Origin of the sequence: Nonomuraea sp. K271 (genome assembly GCF_009908215.1) — a bacterium.
GTDB lineage: Bacteria > Actinomycetota > Actinomycetes > Streptosporangiales > Streptosporangiaceae > Nonomuraea > Nonomuraea longispora.
Genome location: NZ_JAAAHR010000070.1, coordinates 25,223 through 43,783 on the forward strand (window position 1 = coordinate 25,223; position 18,561 = coordinate 43,783).

General features: G+C 72.5%; 16 protein-coding genes. 10 read left to right on the forward strand and 6 right to left on the reverse strand.

The features are described from left to right. Positions 1-30 precede the first annotated feature (30 nt). The 5 genes from GUY59_RS23840 to GUY59_RS23860 all read left to right on the forward strand — a co-directional run bounded on the left by GUY59_RS23840 (position 31) and on the right by GUY59_RS23860 (position 4,162). Entirely contained in the window at positions 31-906 is an 876-nt protein-coding gene (locus GUY59_RS23840; RefSeq protein WP_138201863.1) for a helix-turn-helix transcriptional regulator, read from the forward strand. Positions 907-1,034: 128 nt separating this feature from the next. Continuing rightward, on the forward strand, positions 1,035-1,880 hold the full coding sequence (locus GUY59_RS23845; protein WP_138201862.1) for an oxidoreductase: 846 nt from the start codon (positions 1,035-1,037) through the stop codon (positions 1,878-1,880). Between the two features lie 26 nt (positions 1,881-1,906). Next, positions 1,907-2,638 carry an SDR family oxidoreductase gene (locus tag GUY59_RS23850; RefSeq protein WP_138201879.1) on the forward strand — a complete coding sequence of 244 codons (732 nt, stop codon included), beginning with the start codon at positions 1,907-1,909 and terminating at the stop codon, positions 2,636-2,638. Positions 2,639-2,679: 41 nt separating this feature from the next. Beyond that, entirely contained in the window at positions 2,680-3,258 is a 579-nt protein-coding gene (locus tag GUY59_RS23855) for a hypothetical protein (RefSeq protein ID WP_138201861.1), read from the forward strand. Between the two features lie 157 nt (positions 3,259-3,415). Further along, the gene (locus GUY59_RS23860) at positions 3,416-4,162 is read left to right on the forward strand and encodes an intradiol ring-cleavage dioxygenase (protein ID WP_138201860.1); all 747 of its coding nucleotides are present in this window, start codon (positions 3,416-3,418) and stop codon (positions 4,160-4,162) included. Here the strand turns inward: GUY59_RS23860 and GUY59_RS50805 are convergent. Beyond that, positions 4,159-6,147: an elongation factor G gene (locus tag GUY59_RS50805; protein ID WP_138201859.1), complete on the reverse strand. Its 1,989-nt coding sequence runs from the start codon at positions 6,145-6,147 to the stop codon at positions 4,159-4,161. The two genes, GUY59_RS23860 and GUY59_RS50805, sit on opposite strands and share 4 nt — an antisense overlap. A 146-nt stretch (positions 6,148-6,293) precedes the next feature. Here GUY59_RS50805 and GUY59_RS23870 point away from each other — a divergent pair, with 146 nt between their 5' ends. After that, positions 6,294-6,509, forward strand: a complete 216-nt coding sequence (locus GUY59_RS23870; protein ID WP_138201858.1) for a hypothetical protein — start codon at positions 6,294-6,296, stop codon at positions 6,507-6,509. A gap of 6 nt (positions 6,510-6,515) precedes the next feature. On the opposite strand, the gene GUY59_RS23875 is transcribed toward GUY59_RS23870, so the two are convergent. The 4 genes from GUY59_RS23875 to GUY59_RS23890 form a co-directional block, all read right to left on the reverse strand. Further along, complete coding sequence (locus tag GUY59_RS23875) at positions 6,516-6,659, reverse strand: hypothetical protein (RefSeq protein WP_161714660.1); 144 nt, start codon at positions 6,657-6,659, stop codon at positions 6,516-6,518. 14 nt (positions 6,660-6,673) lie between these two features. Continuing rightward, on the reverse strand, positions 6,674-9,205 hold the full coding sequence (locus GUY59_RS23880; RefSeq protein WP_138201857.1) for a PEP/pyruvate-binding domain-containing protein: 2,532 nt from the start codon (positions 9,203-9,205) through the stop codon (positions 6,674-6,676). Next, complete coding sequence (locus tag GUY59_RS23885; RefSeq protein ID WP_138201856.1) at positions 9,202-9,936, reverse strand: TetR/AcrR family transcriptional regulator; 735 nt, start codon at positions 9,934-9,936, stop codon at positions 9,202-9,204. The genes GUY59_RS23880 and GUY59_RS23885 overlap by 4 nt, the downstream gene beginning before the upstream one ends. Before the next feature lie 71 nt (positions 9,937-10,007). Continuing rightward, entirely contained in the window at positions 10,008-14,945 is a 4,938-nt protein-coding gene (locus GUY59_RS23890; RefSeq protein WP_161714661.1) for a tetratricopeptide repeat protein, read from the reverse strand. Positions 14,946-15,064: 119 nt separating this feature from the next. Between GUY59_RS23890 and GUY59_RS23895 the strand changes: the two genes are divergently transcribed. The 3 genes from GUY59_RS23895 to GUY59_RS23905 all read left to right on the forward strand — a co-directional run bounded on the left by GUY59_RS23895 (position 15,065) and on the right by GUY59_RS23905 (position 16,797). After that, positions 15,065-15,610 carry a hypothetical protein gene (locus GUY59_RS23895; protein ID WP_201761261.1) on the forward strand — a complete coding sequence of 182 codons (546 nt, stop codon included), beginning with the start codon at positions 15,065-15,067 and terminating at the stop codon, positions 15,608-15,610. Positions 15,611-15,662: 52 nt separating this feature from the next. Further along, complete coding sequence (locus GUY59_RS23900; protein WP_132339366.1) at positions 15,663-16,046, forward strand: hypothetical protein; 384 nt, start codon at positions 15,663-15,665, stop codon at positions 16,044-16,046. 79 nt (positions 16,047-16,125) lie between these two features. Next, a complete protein-coding gene (locus tag GUY59_RS23905; protein ID WP_138201854.1) occupies positions 16,126-16,797 on the forward strand; it encodes a DUF6766 family protein in 672 nt (223 codons plus the stop codon). On the opposite strand, the gene GUY59_RS23910 is transcribed toward GUY59_RS23905, so the two are convergent. Continuing rightward, entirely contained in the window at positions 16,722-17,567 is an 846-nt protein-coding gene (locus GUY59_RS23910) for a 1-aminocyclopropane-1-carboxylate deaminase/D-cysteine desulfhydrase (RefSeq protein ID WP_138201853.1), read from the reverse strand. The genes GUY59_RS23905 and GUY59_RS23910 overlap by 76 nt on opposite strands. 43 nt (positions 17,568-17,610) lie before the next feature. On the opposite strand from GUY59_RS23910, the gene galK reads away from it, so the two are divergent. After that, the coding region (galK, locus tag GUY59_RS23915) for a galactokinase (protein ID WP_138201852.1) at positions 17,611-18,561 on the forward strand (951 nt) is incomplete at its 3' end.

Consider the following 18,561-nt stretch of genomic DNA (forward strand, 5'->3'; position numbering starts at 1 on the left):
CTCGGGCGTCTCCTGTCCTAGCCTCGAAGTATGAACAGGGACAACCTGCTCGGCCAGTTCCTGCGTGCCCGGCGCGAGCTGCTCCGGCCGGAAGAGCTGGGCCTGCCGTCCGGCACGCGCCGCCGCGTGGCGGGACTGCGCCGGGAGGAGGTGGCGCAGCGGGCCGGCGTGAGCACCGACTACTACGTACGCCTCGAGCAGGGCCGCGAACGCCACCCGTCCGCGCAGGTCGTCGACGCGCTGGCCCGCGCCCTCGCCCTGGGGGAGGACGCGGCCGCCCATTTGCACCGGCTGGCCGGCCCGGCCGCAGGGCGGCGGCGGCCGGCGCTCCGGCGCGAGCAGGTCAGCCCCCACCTGCTGCGCATGATGCAGGCCTGGCCGCACACGCCGGCGGTGGTGCTGGGCCGCTGCCTGACCGTGCTGGCGGGCAATGCCCTGGGCAGGGCCCTGTTCGCCGGACACGCCCACAGCGGCAACCTGGTGCGGCTGGTGTTCCTCGACGCGGACGCGCGCGAGTTCTACCCCGACTGGGACCGGGTGGCAATCAACACCGTCGCCGGGCTGCGCGCGGCCGCCGGCGCCGACCTCGACGACCCGCGGCTGGTCGAGGTGGTGGGCGAGCTGTCGCTCAAGAGCGAGACGTTCCGCACGTTGTGGGCCCGCCACGACATCCGCCAGAAGACCCACGAGACCAAACGGTTCCGCCACCCGCTGGTGGGCGCGCTGACGCTCCACTATGAGTCGCTGACCGTGAACGGCGCCCCCGGCCAGCAGCTGGTCGTCTACCAGGCCGACCCGGGCAGCCCCTCTGAGGAGGCGCTGACCCTGCTGGGCAGCCTGACGGCCGAGGAAGAGGTACGCCGCCCGGCACGCCCCGCCGGACGACCGCCCGTCACCGAGGACTGATCCCCCGCCGGACCACGCGCCCGCCCGACCGGCCGGCGCGCGATGCCGGCGTGCATGAAACCGACCACCGGACCATCCACGACAACCGCCGACCACATGAGAACCACCACGTTGGAGTGACTTCACGCATGACCGCCGACGACACCCCTGTCTGGTTCATCACCGGCTGCTCCACCGGCCTGGGCCGGGCGCTGGCCACCGCCGTCCTGGAGGACGGCGGGCGTGCCGCCGTCACCGCCCGTGACCCCGGGCAGGTCGAGGACCTGGCCGGCCGCCACGGCGACCGGGCGCTGCCCCTGCGGCTCGACGTCACCGACCATGGCCACGTCAAGGAGGCCGTCGCTCGGGCCGAGTCCGCGTTCGGCCGCATCGACGTCCTGGTCAACAACGCCGGGTACGGCTACCTGGCCGCCGTCGAGGAGGGCGAGGACCGTGAGGTCCGCGCGCTGTTCGACACGAACGTGCTCGGCCTGGTGGACGTCACCAAGGCCGTGCTCCCCGGCATGCGCGCCCGCCGCGCCGGCCACATCGTGAACGTCTCGTCGCTCGGCGGCCTGGCGGCCTTCGGCGCGACCGGCTATTACCACGCCACCAAGTTCGCCGTGGAGGGGCTGTCGGAATCGCTGGCGGCCGAGGTGGCCCCGCTGGGCGTCAAGGTCACCATCGTGGAGCCGGGTGGGTTCCGTACCAACTGGTCCGGGCCTTCCATGCGCCAGTCTCCCGTGCGGATCGACGACTACGAGCAGACGGCGGGCGCGCGCCGCGCCGCCACGCTCGCCACCTACGGCAACCAGCCGGGCGACCCGGAACGGGCCGCCCGGGCGATCATCACCGTCGTCGGAGCCGACGATCCGCCGCTCCGCCTGTTGCTGGGCAGGGCGGCGTACGACGTCGCGTCGGCCCGGCTGGACACCCTCAGGACCGGGTTCGACGCCTGGCGTGACCTGACGTTCAGCGCCGACTTTCCGAAATGAGCGGAAACGAAGGGAAACAGCGCGACATGACCACCAACGAGAAGATCATCCTGATCACCGGCGCCAGCAGCGGCATCGGCCAGGCCACGGCGCTGCGTCTGGCCGCTGACGGGCACCACGTCGTCATCGGCGCCCGCCGCACGGACCGCCTCGACGACCTCGCCGCCCGCATCAAGGAGGGCGGGGGCACGGCCGACGTGCACCGCCTCGACGTGACCGATCGCCGCGACGTCGCCGCGTTCGCCGACACCGCCGCGAAACAGCACGGCCGGATCGACGTGATCGTGAACAACGCGGGCGTGATGCCGCTGTCCCGGCTCGACTCCCTGCTGGTCGAGCAGTGGGACCAGATGATCGACGTGAACGTGCGCGGCCTGCTGTACGGCATCGCCGCCGCGCTCCCGCACTTCCGGCGGCAGGGCAGCGGCCACTTCGTCACCGTCGCCTCCGTCGGCGCGCACGAGGTCGTGCCGACGGGCGCGGTCTACTGCGCCACGAAGCACGCGGCGTGGGCCATCACCGAGGGCCTGCGCCAGGAGCTCGACCCCAGCATCCGCGTCACCACCGTCTCGCCGGGCGTCGTGGAGTCGGAGCTGGCGGACACCATCACCGAGCCCGGCGCCCAGGAGGCCATGCGCACCTACCGGGCCGACACGATCCCGCCCTCGGCGATCGCCGACGCCATCGCGTACGCGGTCTGCCGGCCGCCGGAGGTGGACGTGAACGAGCTCGTCATCCGACCGGCACGGCAACGCTGACCCCTGCCCGGCGGCGGCGCCGTGTGGCAGGCTGATGCATCGTGTCCGCATTCGATGAGATTCTGTTATCGCACAAGCCCGCCGCCCGCCACCTGATCCTCGTCTCGGGGCGGGAAGGCGCGGGCAAGAGCACGATCATTCGTGCGCTGCTGCCGCTCACGCCGCACGGGGCGCGGGTCGACGGCGAGGACCTGGGCCAGGTCAACCCGTGCCGCTACGACGAGGCGTTCTGGCACCTGCTCCGGTCGAACGTCGCCGTCCTCGTTCGCAACTACTGGGCCGCCGGCTACCCGAACGTCATCGCGGGCAGCTTCTTCCTGACCCGCGACGACTATCTGCGCTTCCGCGACCTCGTCCCCGAGGTGGACGAGGTCTACATGGTCGAACTGCTGGTGGAGCACGACGAGCGGCAACGCCGCAGGCTCACCCGCGCCAAGCAGACCACGCAGGAGTGGCGTGACGGGGTGGACCTGGCCGACACCCGCGACACGACCATCGCCGACGACCAGGACGGCTACCGTTACCTGGGGGTCGACAGCACGGGAATGACGCCAGAGGAGACGGTGGCGGCGATCAGGCGCGGCATCCCCGAGATCTACGGCCCGCCACCGGCCCCTTGATCCCCTCACGCGCCGGCAGGGTGATCGCCGCCTGTGGCAGGAAGCCGAGCCGGCAGCTCGCACACGAAAACGCCTGGTCACCGCCGCGCCTTCGGGGTATTTCCGTCGTTCCGTGAGAAGTTCGTACGGAGGGACGGAACGCCCAGAAGGAACTCCAGTGCGACACGATCATGAGGGCCGGCGCGTCAGCCGGCGGCGGCTGATCGCCGGTGTCAGCTCGCTCGGGCTCGGCGGCCTGTTGTCGGCCTCCGGCGCCAGGGCGGGCACGGTGACCACGGATCTCTCCTCGCTGCTCGCCGGCGCCGGCACGTGCACGCTGACGCCCAGCGCGACGCAGGGACCCTTCTACTTCGACGCGGGCAAGATCCGCAGTGACATCCGCGAGGGCAAGCCTGGCGTGCGGCTGCGGCTGGGCATCCGGGTCCAGGACAGCGGCACGTGCCGGCCGCTGCGCGACGCCGTGGTGGAGATCTGGCACTGCGACGCGGCCGGGTTGTACTCGGGAGCCGAGAAGGAGTCGGAAGGCGGCAGCCTCGGCAAGCCGCTCATGACCGATATGACTCCTTCGGACGACAAGCGTTACCTTCGGGGTGCGCAGGTCACGAACCCCGACGGCATCGTGCAGTTCACCACCATCTGGCCGGGCTGGTACCCGGGCCGCACCGTGCACATCCACGCCATGGTCCACGTCAGCGACAGACGCGTCCTGTGCACGCAGCTCATGTTCGACGAGTCGGTCAACACCGCGGTCCTGGCCAGGCCGCCGTACTCCGCGCACCCGGGGCGCGACACGTCCAATGACAAGGACGAGGACTTCCGCGACGGCATGCTCATGACGGTCATGGAGGACGGCGACGGCTACCTCGGCGCGATCGTGTTGTCCGCCGACCCCGACCGCCGCTAGACCCGCCGGACGACGCGCAGGAGGTACTCCTTCCTGTTGAGCGGGTTGTGGTCGGTACGCGGCCGGTCGGGGGCGGGACCGCGTACGGGCCGGTGGCCCAGGAAGTCGCACTCCAGCGCGCCCTCGCCCCGCGTCAGCCCCGGCAGCTGCTGCTCCAGCGCGTGCACCCCCGCAGAGGGGATGTCACCCGCCAGCAGGCCGGGGAACTGGGCGCGCGGCATCCCGCCCAGCCGGGCCAGCACGGGCAGCACCTGACCGGCGGTGTCCGGGGGCAGGTCGATGCGGAAGCCGTGTATCGGCTCCTCCACCGTGGTGCCGGCCTGCGCCAGCGCGCTCATCAGGACCAGCGGCGTCAGGTTGCGGAAGTCGCCGGCGGTGCTCGACATGCTCTTGTCGAACCCGCCTCCCATGTGGCTCTGCCTGGCGTAGTAGCCGGTGTGGGTCAGGGTCACCACGCAGTCGACGACCTGCCAGCCGTGCAGGCCCTCCCGGAGCGTCTCGTGCACGGTCTCCTCGATCGTCCTCATGAACGCGTACGGCAGCGACCCCAGCTCCACCTCCCGCCGGAACTCCACCCCGCTGTCGCGCGGGCCCCGCTCGACACGCAGCCCGACGGTGGCGAGGAACGGGTTGGGGTCCTTGCCGATCAGCTCCACCGCGGCTCCGGTGCCGACCGGCCGCTCGACGCAGATGGTGGTCGTCTCGCGGAAGGTGACGTCGATGCCGTAGTCGTCGAGCAGCGTGGCCTGGATGACCTCTTTCTGCACCTCGCCGTAGAGGGAGACCGACACCTCCTGGCGTACGTCGTCCTGGCGCAGGCCGATCAGCGGGTCCTGCTCGGCGAGCTGGGCGAGGGCCAGGTGCAGCGCGCCCCTGTCGCCGGGCCTGAGCGGCGACACGACCGTCTCCAGCGTCGGCGGCGCGAAGTGGCCCTGCACCTCGGTCTTGCGCGGCAGGCCGATCGTGTCGCCGATCCGGACGTCGGCCAGCCCCCACAGCCGGGCGATGCGGCCCGCGCCCACCTCAGGACCCTGCGCCGCCGTGCCCCGGTCGAAGACGCTGATCGCGGTGACCTTCCCCTCGCGGGATGCGCCGAACTCCCCCTCGCGGGCGAAGCTCAGCCGGTCGCGGGTGCGGATCGTGCCGGAGAACATGCGAACGTAGGCGATCTTCTCTCCCGCCGGGCCGCGTTCGACCTTGAAGACCGTGCCGGACAGCGGGCCCTCGGGGTCGCCCTCGGCGGCCGGGAGCAGCTCCTCGATGCCGGCGATCAGCGCGTCGACGCCCGCGCCGGTGATCGCCGAGCCCGAGAACACCGGGTGCGCCCGCGCCTGCCCCGTCTGGGCGGCGAGCTCGGCACGGAGCCTGGTGTACGAGACGGAGCCCTCGTCGTGCACGTACGCGGCCAGCAGCGCCTCGCTCTGGTCCGCGAGCACGTCGAGCAGGCGGCCCGCGAAGCCGGGCTCGTCACCGAACGGCGTGAAGGACGCTTCGGCCGTGCCGTGACCGGGAGCCGACCCCATGGAGACGACGGCCGGGGAGAGCTTCTCGGCGAGATCGCCGAGAACGCGGCCAGGGTCGGCGCCCCGGCGGTCGATCTTGTTGATGAAGATCAGCGTGGGGATGCCCAGCCGGCGCAGCGTGCGCATGAGCACGCGGGTCTGCGGCTGCACGCCCTCGACGGCCGAGACGACCAGGACCGCGCCGTCGAGCACGCTCAGCACGCGCTCCACCTCGGCGATGAAGTCGGGGTGGCCGGGCGTGTCGATGAGGTTGACCGTGGTGCCGCCGACGGCGAACGACACGACCGCGGACTTGATCGTGATGCCGCGCTGCCGTTCCAGAGCCAGGGAGTCGGTCTGGGTGTTGCCCTGATCGACGCGGCCGGGCTCGTCGATGACACCGGCGGCGTGCAGCAGCCGCTCGGTCAGGCTGGTCTTACCGGCGTCTACATGCGCGAGGATTCCGAGGTTGAGGATACGCACCGAACGTCATGTCCTTCATTGAGATGGATCTTCCTTCCTGGGGGGACATGACCGGTGCTCGCATGGTGGTGCTCCTCTGATCGTTCGGCTGAGGTCAGCACACCAGAACCGCGAGCGGCGCGGCAATCGATTTTTCCCAGGAGCGCATGGCGCCGAGCATCGCCGAGGTCCAGCGCTTCGGGCGGCGGTTCACCGCGTGGATGGCCCCGTCCCACCGGTGGCGGATCGCCGCTCGCGACCTGATGCTCCGGCTGGCCGCCCTGCCGGGAGTCGATCGCCTGTTCGTCAACTCGCTCAGCCCGGGCGGCCACCGCCTGATCAGCGGCCGCTCGCACGTCCTCGAGAGCGTGCGCGAGGACTGACCACCTTCACGCCGCGGAGTCGGCCTCGTCCTCCTCCTCCGTTTCTCCTTGCCGCCGTGCGGCCCGGTCGAGCTCCTGCTTGGCGATCCTGAAGCGGGCGCAGCGCGCTTCCAGCTCGCGTTCGTCGTCTGGGTTCGGTTGGTCGATCATGTCGAACGACGTGATCACACCTCGCCCGCGGACGCGACCGCCTTGGCGGAGACTTGTGACTCCAGCGACTCGACCGTGCCCCGCTCGCCGTCGACCCTGATGCGGTCGCCGTCGCGCAACCGCATGGTGGCGTTGCCGGTGCCGACCACGGCCGGGATGCCCAGCTCACGGGCGACGATCGAGGCGTGCGACAGCGGCGCCCCCAGGTCGGTCACCACGGCCGCGGCCCGCGGGAACATCGGCGTCCACCCCACGTTCGTCAGCGTCGTGACCAGGATCTCGCCCGGCTTGAGCCGCTCGCCCTCCTCGGGACCCGAGAGCACGCGGGCGACCCCCTCGACCACGCCGGGAGCGCCGGGGAAGCCGGTCACGGTGTCGCTCACGGAGACGGAGGCTCCGCGCGCGTCGTGCAGGTCGGCCCGGCGGCCGGGGTCGGCGGCCCAGCGCACCGGGTCGAAGCGGCCGACGATCAGCGCCGGGTAGGGCGGCAGCGCGGCGTACCGCTCGTAGGTGGCCCGCCGCACCGGCACCCGCTCCAGCGCCGACGGGTCGCCGCGCAGCAGGGCGAGCAGCTCCTCCAGGGACAGGAAGAACACGTCGTCGCCCCTGCCGGTCAGCTCCCCCGCGCGTACGGCGAACGCCCGCAGCACCCAGAAGGCCCTGATGTTCTCCGAACGTGCCGTCTCGCGGTCGCGTACCACGGCGGCCCACCGCTGGACCCGGGCGCGCATCCTGGCCTCCTTGCCGGGATGGCGTTCGGCGAAGCGCTTCCACGCCGCCTCCCTGGCCTCGGCCTGCCGGGCGAGCAGCGTTTCCGTGCCGTCCCGCAGGTCGTTCAGGCCCGCGAGCTGGGCGTCGATCCAGGCGGGATCCTCGCCGGGGCGCGGCTTCGACACCTCGAACTCGTGGGCGCCGCGGTGCCCGTAGGCTCGGGCGAACTCGTCTCTGGTGATCTCTCCCCTGGCCAGCCTGGACAGGCCCGTCACCGGCCCCAGGCTGGCCAGCTCGCCGCCGGTGCTGACGCCGGTCAGCATGGCCTCGGCGTCGACCTCGCCCATCAGCTTGCGCAGGCGGTCGCGGGTGAAGACCAGGGTCGTGCCGCCCTGACGGCCGGCCGCCTCCAGCATGCTGCAGGCTGTGACCGTGTGCGGCCGGACCTCCGTGTCCCACAGCGTGGCCAGTTCGGCGGCCGAGCCGGTGGCGGCGATCCTCTCCCGCAGTTCCTCGCAGCGCTGCCGGGAGGTGGCCAGGAAGGCGGGCATGCCCTTGAGGTTCGTACGCACGCGGCGGCGGATGCGCACGGCCATGGGCAGCACGCGCCTGAGTATCCTCCACCGGGAGACGTTCAGCGGCGGCACGTCGAGGCCGGGCGGCACCTTGCCGAAGACCTGCTCGATCGCGCCGAGCCGGCCCCTCATGCCCAGGGCCGTGGCGATCGAGTGCACGACGCTCAGGTTCATGTAGAAGCGGCCGCCGATGTTTCCCACCAGGTCGAAGCCGGGCAGGGTCGAGGCGGACATCGCCTCGGCGATGAACAGCCGCACGAACGACCACGTCAGCGGCGTCATCACGTCGGGGATGGCTTCTCCCAGGTTGCCGCCGGTCCACAGGTAGTCGCCCTTGAGGCTGTCGTTCCACTCCTCGACCTCGGGGGCGAGGCCGGTGATCGGGCGGGCCTGCACGACGGCGAACGCGCCGTTCCGCATGACCCATTCGACGTCCATCGGCGTGCCGTGGAGCTCCTGGATCCGCGCCCCGATCCCGGCCAGCTCCACGGCCTGCGCGGCGTCGAGCACGGCCTTCCCGCGCAGGTCGGCGGGCACGGGCCCGTCTTGCGTGCCCGTGGCGGTGCGGACGGTCATGACCGTCTTGTCGCCGGTGCGCGACCGGACGACCGCGCCGCCGGACACCACCACCGTGTCGGGGGTGACCTGCCCGCCGACGACCGCCTCGCCCAGCCCCCACGAGGCGTTGATCACGGTCTCGTCGCGGCCGCCCGTGATTGGGTCGGCGGTGAACATGACGCCGGCCGCCTCCGCGTCGACCAGCTCCTGCACCACCACGGCCAGCGCCACCTCGTCGTGGGGGACGCCGTTCCGGTCACGGTAGGCGATGGCCCTGGGGTTCCACAGCGAGGCCCAGCAGCGCCTGACCGCGTCGAGCAGGGCGTCGCCCCTGATGTTGAGGTAGGTGTCCTGCTGCCCGGCGAACGACATGCCGGGCAGGTCCTCGGCCGTGGCGGAGGACCTGACGGCGACGGGCACGTCGTCGCCGAGCGCCGCGTACGCACGGAGGATCTCCTCGGCGATCCCCGCGGGAATGTCGCGCTCGGCGAACATCCGCGCGATCCCGTCGGGGTCGGCGGAGGACGCTCCGAGGATCTCGTCACGGAACCCGGCCACGAACGCGCGATAGGCGTCGGTGGTGACGTGGAACCCGCCGGGGACGGGCAGGCCGGCCCTGGCCAGCCTCGCCAGCGAGGCGCCCTTGCCGCCCGCGGTCGCGAGGTCGGCGGCGGCGTCGTCGAGGGGGATCACGGCCTTCATCGTGTGCCTCCCGCGGCGCCGGAGTCGCCGTTCATCGAGGCCGTGAGCTTCGCCTCGGCGACCTCCGTGACGGCGTCGAGAAAGTCGAGCGTGGCCCGCGCCACGGCGTCGGCGTCGTCGCCGGGCGGCGGCCCGCCGGTGCTCATGGCGCGCTCGATGGTGTCGGCCACGAGGTCCGCGACCCGGTCGTCGGAGGGGCGGGTGATGCCCTGCATGCCGTCGGGCAGGAACAGGAACCCGTAAAGGATGGAGCCGGCCACCATGGCGTGGTCGCCCAACTCCTCGCGCACGGCACCGCGCTTGATCAGCTCGGTCATGTAGGAACCCAGGGCCGGCAGCGGCTCCGGCGAGCCGGCGCCGCTCCGCTTCTGGCGGGTCAGCTTGCCGAGCACCTCGGAGTCTTCGCCCAGCAGCGCGTGGAGCAGGGGCCGGCGCAGCAGCTCGCGGGCGAACGCGCCGTAGAGCGCGCTCAGCGTGGCGGGCTCACTGCGGCGCACGTCGCCCAGCATGAGGACCCGCTCGCGGCGCAGCAGCGCCGTGAACAGCGCGTCGCGGGTCTTCCAGTGCAGGTAGATGGTGCCCTTGGCGACGCCGGCGCGCTTGGCGACGTCGTCGATCGTGGTCTTGTCGTAACCCCACCGCAGGACCAGCTCGGCGGCGGCGTCGAGGATCCGGTGCGCCCGCTCCTGCAGCCGCGCCGGATCCTGCGGAGGTCGTCCTGGCCTGACCATTCATCTCACCCCGTTTGTTTGACTAGATGAGATTAATCGGTCATTAAATTATGCGCAAGTGCGGGCGCCGGTCAGCCGATCTTCGCGAGCAGCGTCTCCGCCTCCGCGGCGAACGACGCGTCGCCGGTGTCCACCGCCCTGCGCAACATGCGCCTGGCCTGCTCCAGGTCGCCACGCTCGTACCGGATCTCGCCCAGCCGGAAGGCGGCCTCGGCGACCAGGTCGGACTGCTCGGTCAGGCCCAGCGTCTGCTCGTAGTACCGCAGCGCGCCGTCGCGGTCCCCCAGCCAGTAGCAGAGCTCACCGAGGTGCGCGGCGGCCAGCCCCGACTCCGGGTCCCCCGCGTCGATGACCCGCTGATACCAGGTGAGCGCCTCACCGAAGTCCCGTTCGCGCTTGGCCAGCGAGCCGAGGTACATGGCCGCCAGCGCCCCGTTGTGCCCGTCCCCCTCGCCGGCGGCCCGGAGGTACCACTCGCGCGCCCGCTCCCCGTCCTCCTCGTGGTACGTCTGCCCGATCGCGATCATCGCGCGTACGGCCCGGTCCGCGTCACCGGCGTCGAGCACCCGCCGGTAGACCTCCCGGCCCTCTTCGACCTCGCCCGCCTCGACCAGCGCCTGGGCGAACGCGGTGAGCACGGTCGGATCGCCGTCCTCCGCCGCCTCCCGCAGCGTGCGCAGCGACTGCTCGGTGTCGCCCTGGTCGCTCTGGAGCATCCCGAGCAGGCTGGCGAACACGCCCCTCGCGGGACTGTCGGCGTCGCCCGCCTGGCGCTCGGTCAGGTCGTAGAAGGCCTCCGAGTCGCCCTCCGCGTCGAGCAGTTCGAGCAGTCTGCCACCGGCCACGAAACGCACGTCGGGGTCGTCGTCCTCGTGCAACCGCTCGTAGATCGCGCGGGCCTCGCCCGTACGCCCGAGCTCGGTCAACCGCCCGGCCACCCGCAGGTCCGCGGCGGGCCCGGCCCACCTCAGCTCGTAGTAGTCGCGTACGGCCTCCGGGTCCTCGCACAGGTCGCCCAGCGTGCCGGCCGCCTCGGCCGCGCTCTCGCCCATGAGCGCGAGCACCTGCACGGCCACCGCGTGGTCGCCGCGCCGGCAGGCCAGGTGGGCGAGGACCTCGATGTTCTTCAGCGCGGTGCTCGCCGAGTCAGTGCCGGTGCCGGTGGCCACCTCGAACGCCCTGGCCGCAGCGAGATCGTCGCCCTCCTCGTGCAGCCAGATGCCGAGCTGCACGCCGGCCCTGCCCATCGCGCCCGGGTCGCCCGACTCCATGGCCAGCCGGACCTCGCGGGCCGCCCTTTCCGTGTCGCCCAGCTCGCGCAGAGCCTTGCCCAGGTCCACCCGCATGCTGGACGTGGTGCCCGGGAAGCCGACGTCGATGCCCTGGCCGTACGCGCGGGCCGCGGCCTCCATGTCGCCCCTGGCCTTATGGGCGTCGCCCCGCATCCAGTAGGCCATGGCGACGGTCTCGGGGTCGCCGGTGGCCACGGCCGACTCGGCCTCCCGTTCCAGCGCGTCGTGGTCCTCCTCCTGGAGCAGGTGGACGAGCAGGTGGCGGCGGCATTCGAGGTCGCCGGCCGCGACCCCCTCGGCCAGCGCGGCGCGCACACCGGCGGTGTCGCCGCGCTCGCGCAGCAGGTCGGCAAGGGCCAGGGCGGTGGCGGGCAGCGCCGCCCTGGCCGCCTCGACGGCACCGTCGAGGTCGCCGCGGCGCCGGCGTACGACCGCGATGTTGCGCCAGGCCGTCTCGGCCGTCTCCGCCCGCTCGGTGGCCGGCAGGAAGGCGAGCTCGGCCCGGCAGTGGTGGCCCTTGGCGGTGAGGGCCGCGCCGAGATCGATCCGGGCCTGCGCCGCGAGCGCGGGCCCGCCCAGCTCGGCGACCAGCTCGAAGAACGGGCTCGCCACGGCATCGTCCATGTCCTGGGCCCAGGACAGGACCTCGCGCAGGGCCTCTTCCAGGTCGGCGGGGGCCGCGCCGGTCAGCAGGTCGCGGACCCGCGGCAGGTCCTCGTCCTCGAGTGCGAGCAGCACCCCGGCCATCACCTCGGAACCGGTCAGCTCGGTCAGGGCCGCCAGCGCGCCCGGCCGGTCGCCCTCCGCCGCCAGCACCCAGGGCAGTTCCTCGGGGGTGGCCCGGCCGAGCAGGTGGCGGGAGACGGCGGCGGCGTACGTGTCGTCCTCCTGTGCGGCGGCCCGCTCCAGGGCGAAGCGCGCGGACTCGGTGTCGCCCGCGGCCATGAGACAGCGGCCGGCCTCCAGCATGGTCCGCGGTTCGGAGTCCGGGTCGATGGCCGCCGCCCGCTCGAACGCCGCCCGCGCGGGCTCCAGATCGCCGGTCCTGGCCAGCAGGGTGCCGCGCAGCCGTTCCGACTCCCCGGTCGGCTCGGGGGAAGCGGCCGTGACGGCCGCCAGCGCGCCTTCGGCGTCGCCGCGGTCGAGCAGGAACCGGGCGAGGTGCAACGACGCGTTCTCGCCCAGCGCCGCGGCCAGCCGTTCGCCGGCCTCGTCCACGCGGCCGCAGGCCACCAGCGCCTCGCCGAGCCCCAGGGCCGCCTGGGTCCGGAGCTGCTCGTCGGCGGAGTCCGGCACGCCGGCGAACGCCTCGGCGGCCTCGGCGTGCTGCCCCAGCTCCATCAGCACCCGTCCCGCGGCGCGCAGCGCCACCGCGGTCAGGTGGTCCTCCTCGCCGCCCGCCGCCTGCCGCCAGGCGTCGACGCCGCCGTGCTTGTCGCCGGAGTCGTTGCGCAGGGCGCCGAGATAGCAGGCGGCTTGCTGGCGCAGGCCCTGCCGCCCGGCCGCGACCACCAGCGACAACGCGCGGTCTGCGGCCCCGGTCCGGCCGGCGCGCTGCCAGACGTGTGCGCACTCCACCGCCAGCGAGCCGGCCACCGCGTGCGCGTCCCCCTCGGGGAACGCCGCCGCGGCGGCCTCGAAGTCCTCGCGGAGCAGCGCGTGCCCGAACGTGCTCACCTCGTCGGAGCCCAGGGCGAAGGCCGCGCGGGCGGCGTCGAGGTCGTCCAGCCTGACCCTGGCGTACCCGAGCGGCAGCGCGCTGCGCTCGCCCTGCCCCTCGGCGATCAGCCGCTCGTGCAGGCGGCAGGAGGCGAGCAGGTCGCCCTGTGCCTCGTACAGGGTGGCCAGGTCGGCGGCGGCCTCCGCGCGCAGGCCCCGGTGCCCGGCCCCCGTCGCCCGCTCGTACGCGGCCCGCGCCAGCAGCGGGTCCTCCTCCGCGACGAGCCCGCCCAGCGCGTACGCCACCCAGGCCGCCAGCGCGGGATGGCCGTCCTCCCAGGCTTGGCGCAGCAGCGCGGTCGTCTCGTCGGTGTCCGGCAGCACGTCCTTGCGGATCAGCGCGGTGTACGACAACGCCAGCGGATCGCCGGACCCGGCCGCTTGGTCGAACAGCTCGGCCGTGTCGGACACGTCGATGCCGATGGACACCAGCACCTGCGCGAACACGGCGGTCCCGATCGCGGCCACGGCGGGGTCCGGGTGATCCAGGACCGCGCGGTAGCGGGCCAGCCCCTCCTCCCTGCCCAGCCGCTGGTGGCCGAGCATCGCCACGAGCACCGGGTGCAGCTCGTCGCCCGACTCGTGCAGCAGGTGCAGCAGGAACGTCGCGCTGAACCCCTGGAGCAGGTCGTCGCTCTCGGCCACGTACGTCAGCAGTTCGTCGGCCTGCTCCCGGTCGCCTTCGCCGAGCTCCAGCTCGGCGAGCGCCACCATGGCGCGCAGCGACTGCGCCGGCGCCTGCGCGTCGGCGGCCCTGCGCAGCAGCCGCCTGGCCTCGGCGAGGTCGCCGTCGCGCAGACGGGCCAGGCCCTCGTCGGTGTCCTGGAGCGCCTGCTCCTCGGCGGGATCGGGCAGCGGCTGGCGCATGGCGTCGTGTTCGAGCAGCAGCCCGGCCTTGAACGCGGCGTCGGCGTCGGCGTGCCCGGCCGCGTACGCCGTCAGCTCCATGATCTCGTCGTGGGGGCCGGGATGCTGCTCCAGCAGGATGCCGAGCAGGGTGACGCCGACCGAGGCCCACTCGCTCTCGCCTGCCTCCAGCACCGCGCGCAGCGCGACCAGCGCCTCGGCAACCTCCCCCGCCTCGGTGTGCATCTGGGCCAGGCAAGCCTGGGCCTCCACGGCGTGCTCGCGCTGCCCGCTGGCGATCACCCTGCGGAAGATCGCCTTGGTCTCCTCCACGTCGCCGAGCCGCGCGGTCACCTTGGCCAGCTCGATCAGCGACGGCAGCCGCAGATCGGGCCGCGGGTCCTCGGCGGCCACGCGGTAGGCGGCCGCGGACTCGGCGTACTCGCCGAGGTCCACCAGGACGGCGCCGAGCAGCTTGTGGGCCATGGCCAGGTGATCGGGGTGCCCGACGGCGATGGCGTGCTCGCACACCTCACGGGCGGCGTCGAAGTTCTCGTCCTCGGCGTACACCTGGTAGAGCCGGAACGCCGACAGCGACACCACCTCGGGGTCGCCGCAGGTCAGCAGCGCCTTGTAGTCGTCCTCGTTCTCGGCCGCCTCGTACAGGTCGCGGGCGGAGGCGGGGTCCTGGCGGAACTCCGGCAGTTCGAGCCGCGCGGCCAGCTCGGCCACGGCGGGACTGTCGCACTTGCGGGCGCGTTCGAGCGCCTCCTGGGCGCCCTGCGCGTCGCCGAGGTGGGTGCACACCAGCACCATGGCCGTCTCGGCGAGCGCGGCCACCTCGAAGTCGGCGCCGTCTGAGGCGATCGTCAGCACCCGGTGGGCCGCCGGCCACTCCTTGGCGTCGACCAGCATCATGCCCATGGCCATGGCCGAGCGCTGCCCGAACACGGGGTCACCCGACTGGATCACCGAGCGGTGGGCCGCCTCGGCGCCGTCCAGGTCTCCCTGCTCCTGCAACACCCCCGCCAGCAGGTGGGACGCCTCCGGGTCGCCCGTGGCCGCGATCTGCCTGAACAGCGCGGCGGCCTCGTCGAGATCTCCCGCTCTCCAGTGGTTCATGGCCGCGTCGAGCTGTTCTGACGCCATCATCTCTCCAAGGTCATCCAATAATGTGAAAAAGCTACACATGCACCACCCATGGTCACAGCCATTCCGGGATCTCGCAGTCCGTGCACCGAGAAGTGGGCCAGCGCCGTAGCGTGGTGCCCATGGGCAAGGCGTTCTGGATCGACCAGGAGTTCGACAGGGACCGTGACGGGCGCTATGCCGTACACGTGCGCAAGAACCTCGAGGAGTTCGAGTGGGGTGACATCGCGCCCGTCAGGTTCGCCTGCGCGGCCTGGCGGCTGGCCACGCCGCCGTCGCTGACCCCCGGCTACGTACGCTGGGACCGCCGCGTCCTCGAGGCGACCTGCCACCGCAACACCTGGGACGGCACCCTCTACGCCCGCGTCAAGGTCGTCTCGCCGCTGCCGGAGGAGCTGACCCGGTCGCGGGCCTGGTGGCGCGACCGCGGATGGCTGGGCTGGCAGGAGACCTTCGGCCAGTACGTCGAGCCGGCCCAGCAGGACCTCGCCAGGATCCCGTTCCTGCGGGCCACGCTGCTCGTCGAGGCGCCGGTGCCGCTCGACGACCTGCCGCCGGAGCCCGAGGGCCCCCACGACGAGGTCGAGCAGCGCGCCCACCGCGCGGTGGCGGTGCTGGCCCGCGAGCTGAACGCCCTGGTGTCGCCGGTGCTCGACCAGCTGGGCTGACCAGGCGATCAACTCCAGCATGCCCGGCGCACGCCTGGGTAGCGGGAGGCGCATGAGAATGCCGTTCGCCGTGCCGATGCTGGCCGTACTCACCGTCGCCGGCTGCGCCGTGGACACCACGTCGCCCGCGCGCGCCGCCGAGCGTTTCCACGCCGCGATCGCCGGGCGGCAGGAGGACAGCGCGTGCGCCATGCTCGCCCGCAGGACGGCCGAGAAGCTGCCGGGGCCGGGCCAGACGTGCGCCGACGCGCTGCGCGAGGTGAAGCTGGGGCCGGGCGGCCGGTCCACCGCGGTGAGCGTGTGGGGCGAGGAGGCCCAGGTGCGCCTGACCGGTGACACGCTCTTCCTGCACCGCTTCAGCGACGGCTGGCGGATCAGGGCGGCGGGCTGCCGGCCGGTGCGCGACCTTCCCTACGAGTGCGAGGTGGAGGACTGATGCGGGTGATGTTCACGCTGACGGCGCTCATCATCGTCGTGGGGCTCGCGTGGTTCTTCGCGATCGGATGGTCGCGGCTGTGAGACGGATCAAGGACAACGCCCTCTCCCTGACGTTCCTCGTCCTGTTCGTGGCGTCGGTGTGCGGGCAGGCCGTGGCGGGGCTGCTCGACTACAACGACCAGCAGGCGGCCGCGGGCTCGGAGCCGGTGTCGCTGCTCGACTACGTGGCCTCGTCGTCCTTCGCGGTCGACGTGGCCGAGAACTGGCAGTCGGAGTACCTGCAGTTCTTCCTGTTCATCATGATGACCGTCTGGCTCGTGCAGCGCGGCTCGCCCGAGTCGAAGGAGCCGGGCGAGGAGGGCGCGGAGTCCGGCGAGCAGCAGCGGATCGGCCGGTACTCCGAGGACGACTCGCCCGCCTGGGCGCGGGCCAAGGGGCTGCGACTCTGGCTGTTCAGCAACTCTCTGGGGCTGGTGATGGGCGCCGTCTTCGTGCTGTCGTGGCTGGCCCAGTCGGTGGCGGGGCAGGCGGCGTACAACGCCCAGCGGCTCACCGACCTGCGTGATGCGGTCTCGTGGGGCGCGTACGTCACCTCGCCCGAGTTCTGGAACCGCAGTCTGCAGAACTGGCAGTCGGAGTTGCTCGCCGTGTTGTCGATGGTGGTGCTCTCGATCTATTTGAGACAACGCGGCTCGCCCGAGTCGAAGCCGGTCGGGGCGCCGCACGCGTCCACCGGGGTGGAGGGCTGACCCGTGACGACGGCGACGACGCGGGTGCCGGGGGCGAAGGCGCCCTGCCGGGCGAGGTCGAGGATGCCGTACAGCATTTTTGCCACGTAGACCCGTTCGACACGATATTTCGCGATGAATCGCTCAAGATCCGGCGTTGACTTGGCGTATCCGCCGAAGTGGTAGTCCAGGTTGATCTCCCAGTTCGACCACGTACGGCGGTACGCCTCCCGCTGCAACCTGGCCACTTCGTCCGCGAGGAACCCCGCGCCCTTCAGCACCGCGAACCCGATCGCCCGCCTCCCCTCGGGCAGCCCGGCCGAGATCCCGGCCAGCGTGCCCCCGGTGCCCACAGGGCAGCAGATGACGTCGTAGTCCCCGGCGATCTCCCCCGGGAGCTCGGCGCACCCGCGCACCGCCGCGGCGTTGCTCCCGCCCTCCGGAAGGATCACCACGTCGCCCCACCGCTCCCGCAGTCCGGCCTGCACCTCGCCGGTGTGCTTGCGCCGGTAGGTCGCCCGGTCGAGGTAGGTGAGCGTCATGCCGCAGGCGGCCGCGTACGCCAGCACCGGGTTGAGCGGCCGGTGCTCCTCGCCCCTGATGACGCCGATCGTCTCGATGCCGTGCCGCCGGCCGGCCTCGGCGACGGCCCTGATGTGGTTGGAGTAGGCGCCCCCGAACGTCAGCAGCCGGCGATGGCCCAGGTTGTGCCTCAGCTTGCGCGGTTTGTTGTCGTCGTGCACCAGGAACACCCGGATCTGGCCGAGCTTCGGGTCCAGGAGTTCCTCCATGGCGCTAGTCTACGGTCGGGCCTATGTTGAGGAGTGTTCGGTTATGCGCGTTGTTGAAGCTTTTCGTGCCGCCTATGGCGCGTCCCCCGAAACCGTCTGGCACGCGCCCGGCCGGGTCAACCTGATCGGTGAGCACACCGACTACAACGACGGCTTCGTCCTCCCCTTCGCGGTGCCGTGGGGCGTCACCGCGGCCGTCACCCCGCGCTCCGACGGGACCATCCGCCTGCTGTCCCTCCAGGCCACCGGCGACCCGGTCACCATGGCGAGCCACGACGAGTCGACGGGCTGGACCCGCTACGTCGTGGGCGTGCTCGCCATGCTCGGCGACCGCGTCTCCGGCGCCGACATCGCGATCGACGGCGACGTCCCCCGGGGGGCGGGCCTCAGCTCCAGCGCCGCCCTGGAGGTGGCCGTCGCCTCCGCGCTCAACGACCTGCACGACCTCGGCATGACCCCCATGGAGATCGCCCTGCTCGGGCAGAAGGCCGAGAACGACTTCGTGGGCATGCCCTGCGGCATCATGGACCAGGCGGCCTCGGCGCTGTGCGAGGAGGGGCACGCGCTGTTCCTCGACTGCCGCTCGCTCGCCTCCAGGAACATCCCGCTCGACCTGGCCTCCCACGGCCTCGGCATGCTCATCATCGACACCCAGGCGCACCACGCGCACGCGGACGGCGAATACGCCAAGCGCCGCGCCGAGTGCGAGTCGGCGGCCCGCAAGCTCGGGGTCCCCGCGCTGCGCGACATCACCGACCTGTCGGCGGCGCTGGAGCGCCTCCAGGGCGACGAGCGCAAGCGCGCCATGCACGTCGTCACGGAGAACCACCGCGTGGAAGCCCTCATCGGCCTGCTGCGCGCGGGCGCGGTCACGGAGATCGGCGCGCTGCTGAACGCCTCACACCTGTCGCTCAGGGACCAGTACGAGGTGTCGTCGCCGGAGCTCGACGTCGCCGTGGAGGCGGCGGTCAAGGGCGGGGCCAGGGGAGCGCGC

Coding starts and splice junctions, on each gene's coding strand:
- GUY59_RS23895 (WP_201761261.1), top strand. CDS start 15,065: ATGGGCAAGGCGTTCTGGATCGACCAGGAGTTCGACAGGGACCGTGAC.
- GUY59_RS23845 (WP_138201862.1), top strand. CDS start 1,035: ATGACCGCCGACGACACCCCTGTCTGGTTCATCACCGGCTGCTCCACC.
- GUY59_RS23900 (WP_132339366.1), top strand. CDS start 15,663: ATGAGAATGCCGTTCGCCGTGCCGATGCTGGCCGTACTCACCGTCGCC.
- GUY59_RS23850 (WP_138201879.1), top strand. CDS start 1,907: ATGACCACCAACGAGAAGATCATCCTGATCACCGGCGCCAGCAGCGGC.
- GUY59_RS23885 (WP_138201856.1), bottom strand. CDS start 9,936: ATGGTCAGGCCAGGACGACCTCCGCAGGATCCGGCGCGGCTGCAGGAG.
- GUY59_RS23880 (WP_138201857.1), bottom strand. CDS start 9,205: ATGAAGGCCGTGATCCCCCTCGACGACGCCGCCGCCGACCTCGCGACC.
- GUY59_RS23840 (WP_138201863.1), top strand. CDS start 31: ATGAACAGGGACAACCTGCTCGGCCAGTTCCTGCGTGCCCGGCGCGAG.
- GUY59_RS23875 (WP_161714660.1), bottom strand. CDS start 6,659: ATGATCGACCAACCGAACCCAGACGACGAACGCGAGCTGGAAGCGCGC.
- GUY59_RS23870 (WP_138201858.1), top strand. CDS start 6,294: ATGGCGCCGAGCATCGCCGAGGTCCAGCGCTTCGGGCGGCGGTTCACC.
- GUY59_RS23910 (WP_138201853.1), bottom strand. CDS start 17,567: ATGGAGGAACTCCTGGACCCGAAGCTCGGCCAGATCCGGGTGTTCCTG.
- GUY59_RS23890 (WP_161714661.1), bottom strand. CDS start 14,945: ATGATGGCGTCAGAACAGCTCGACGCGGCCATGAACCACTGGAGAGCG.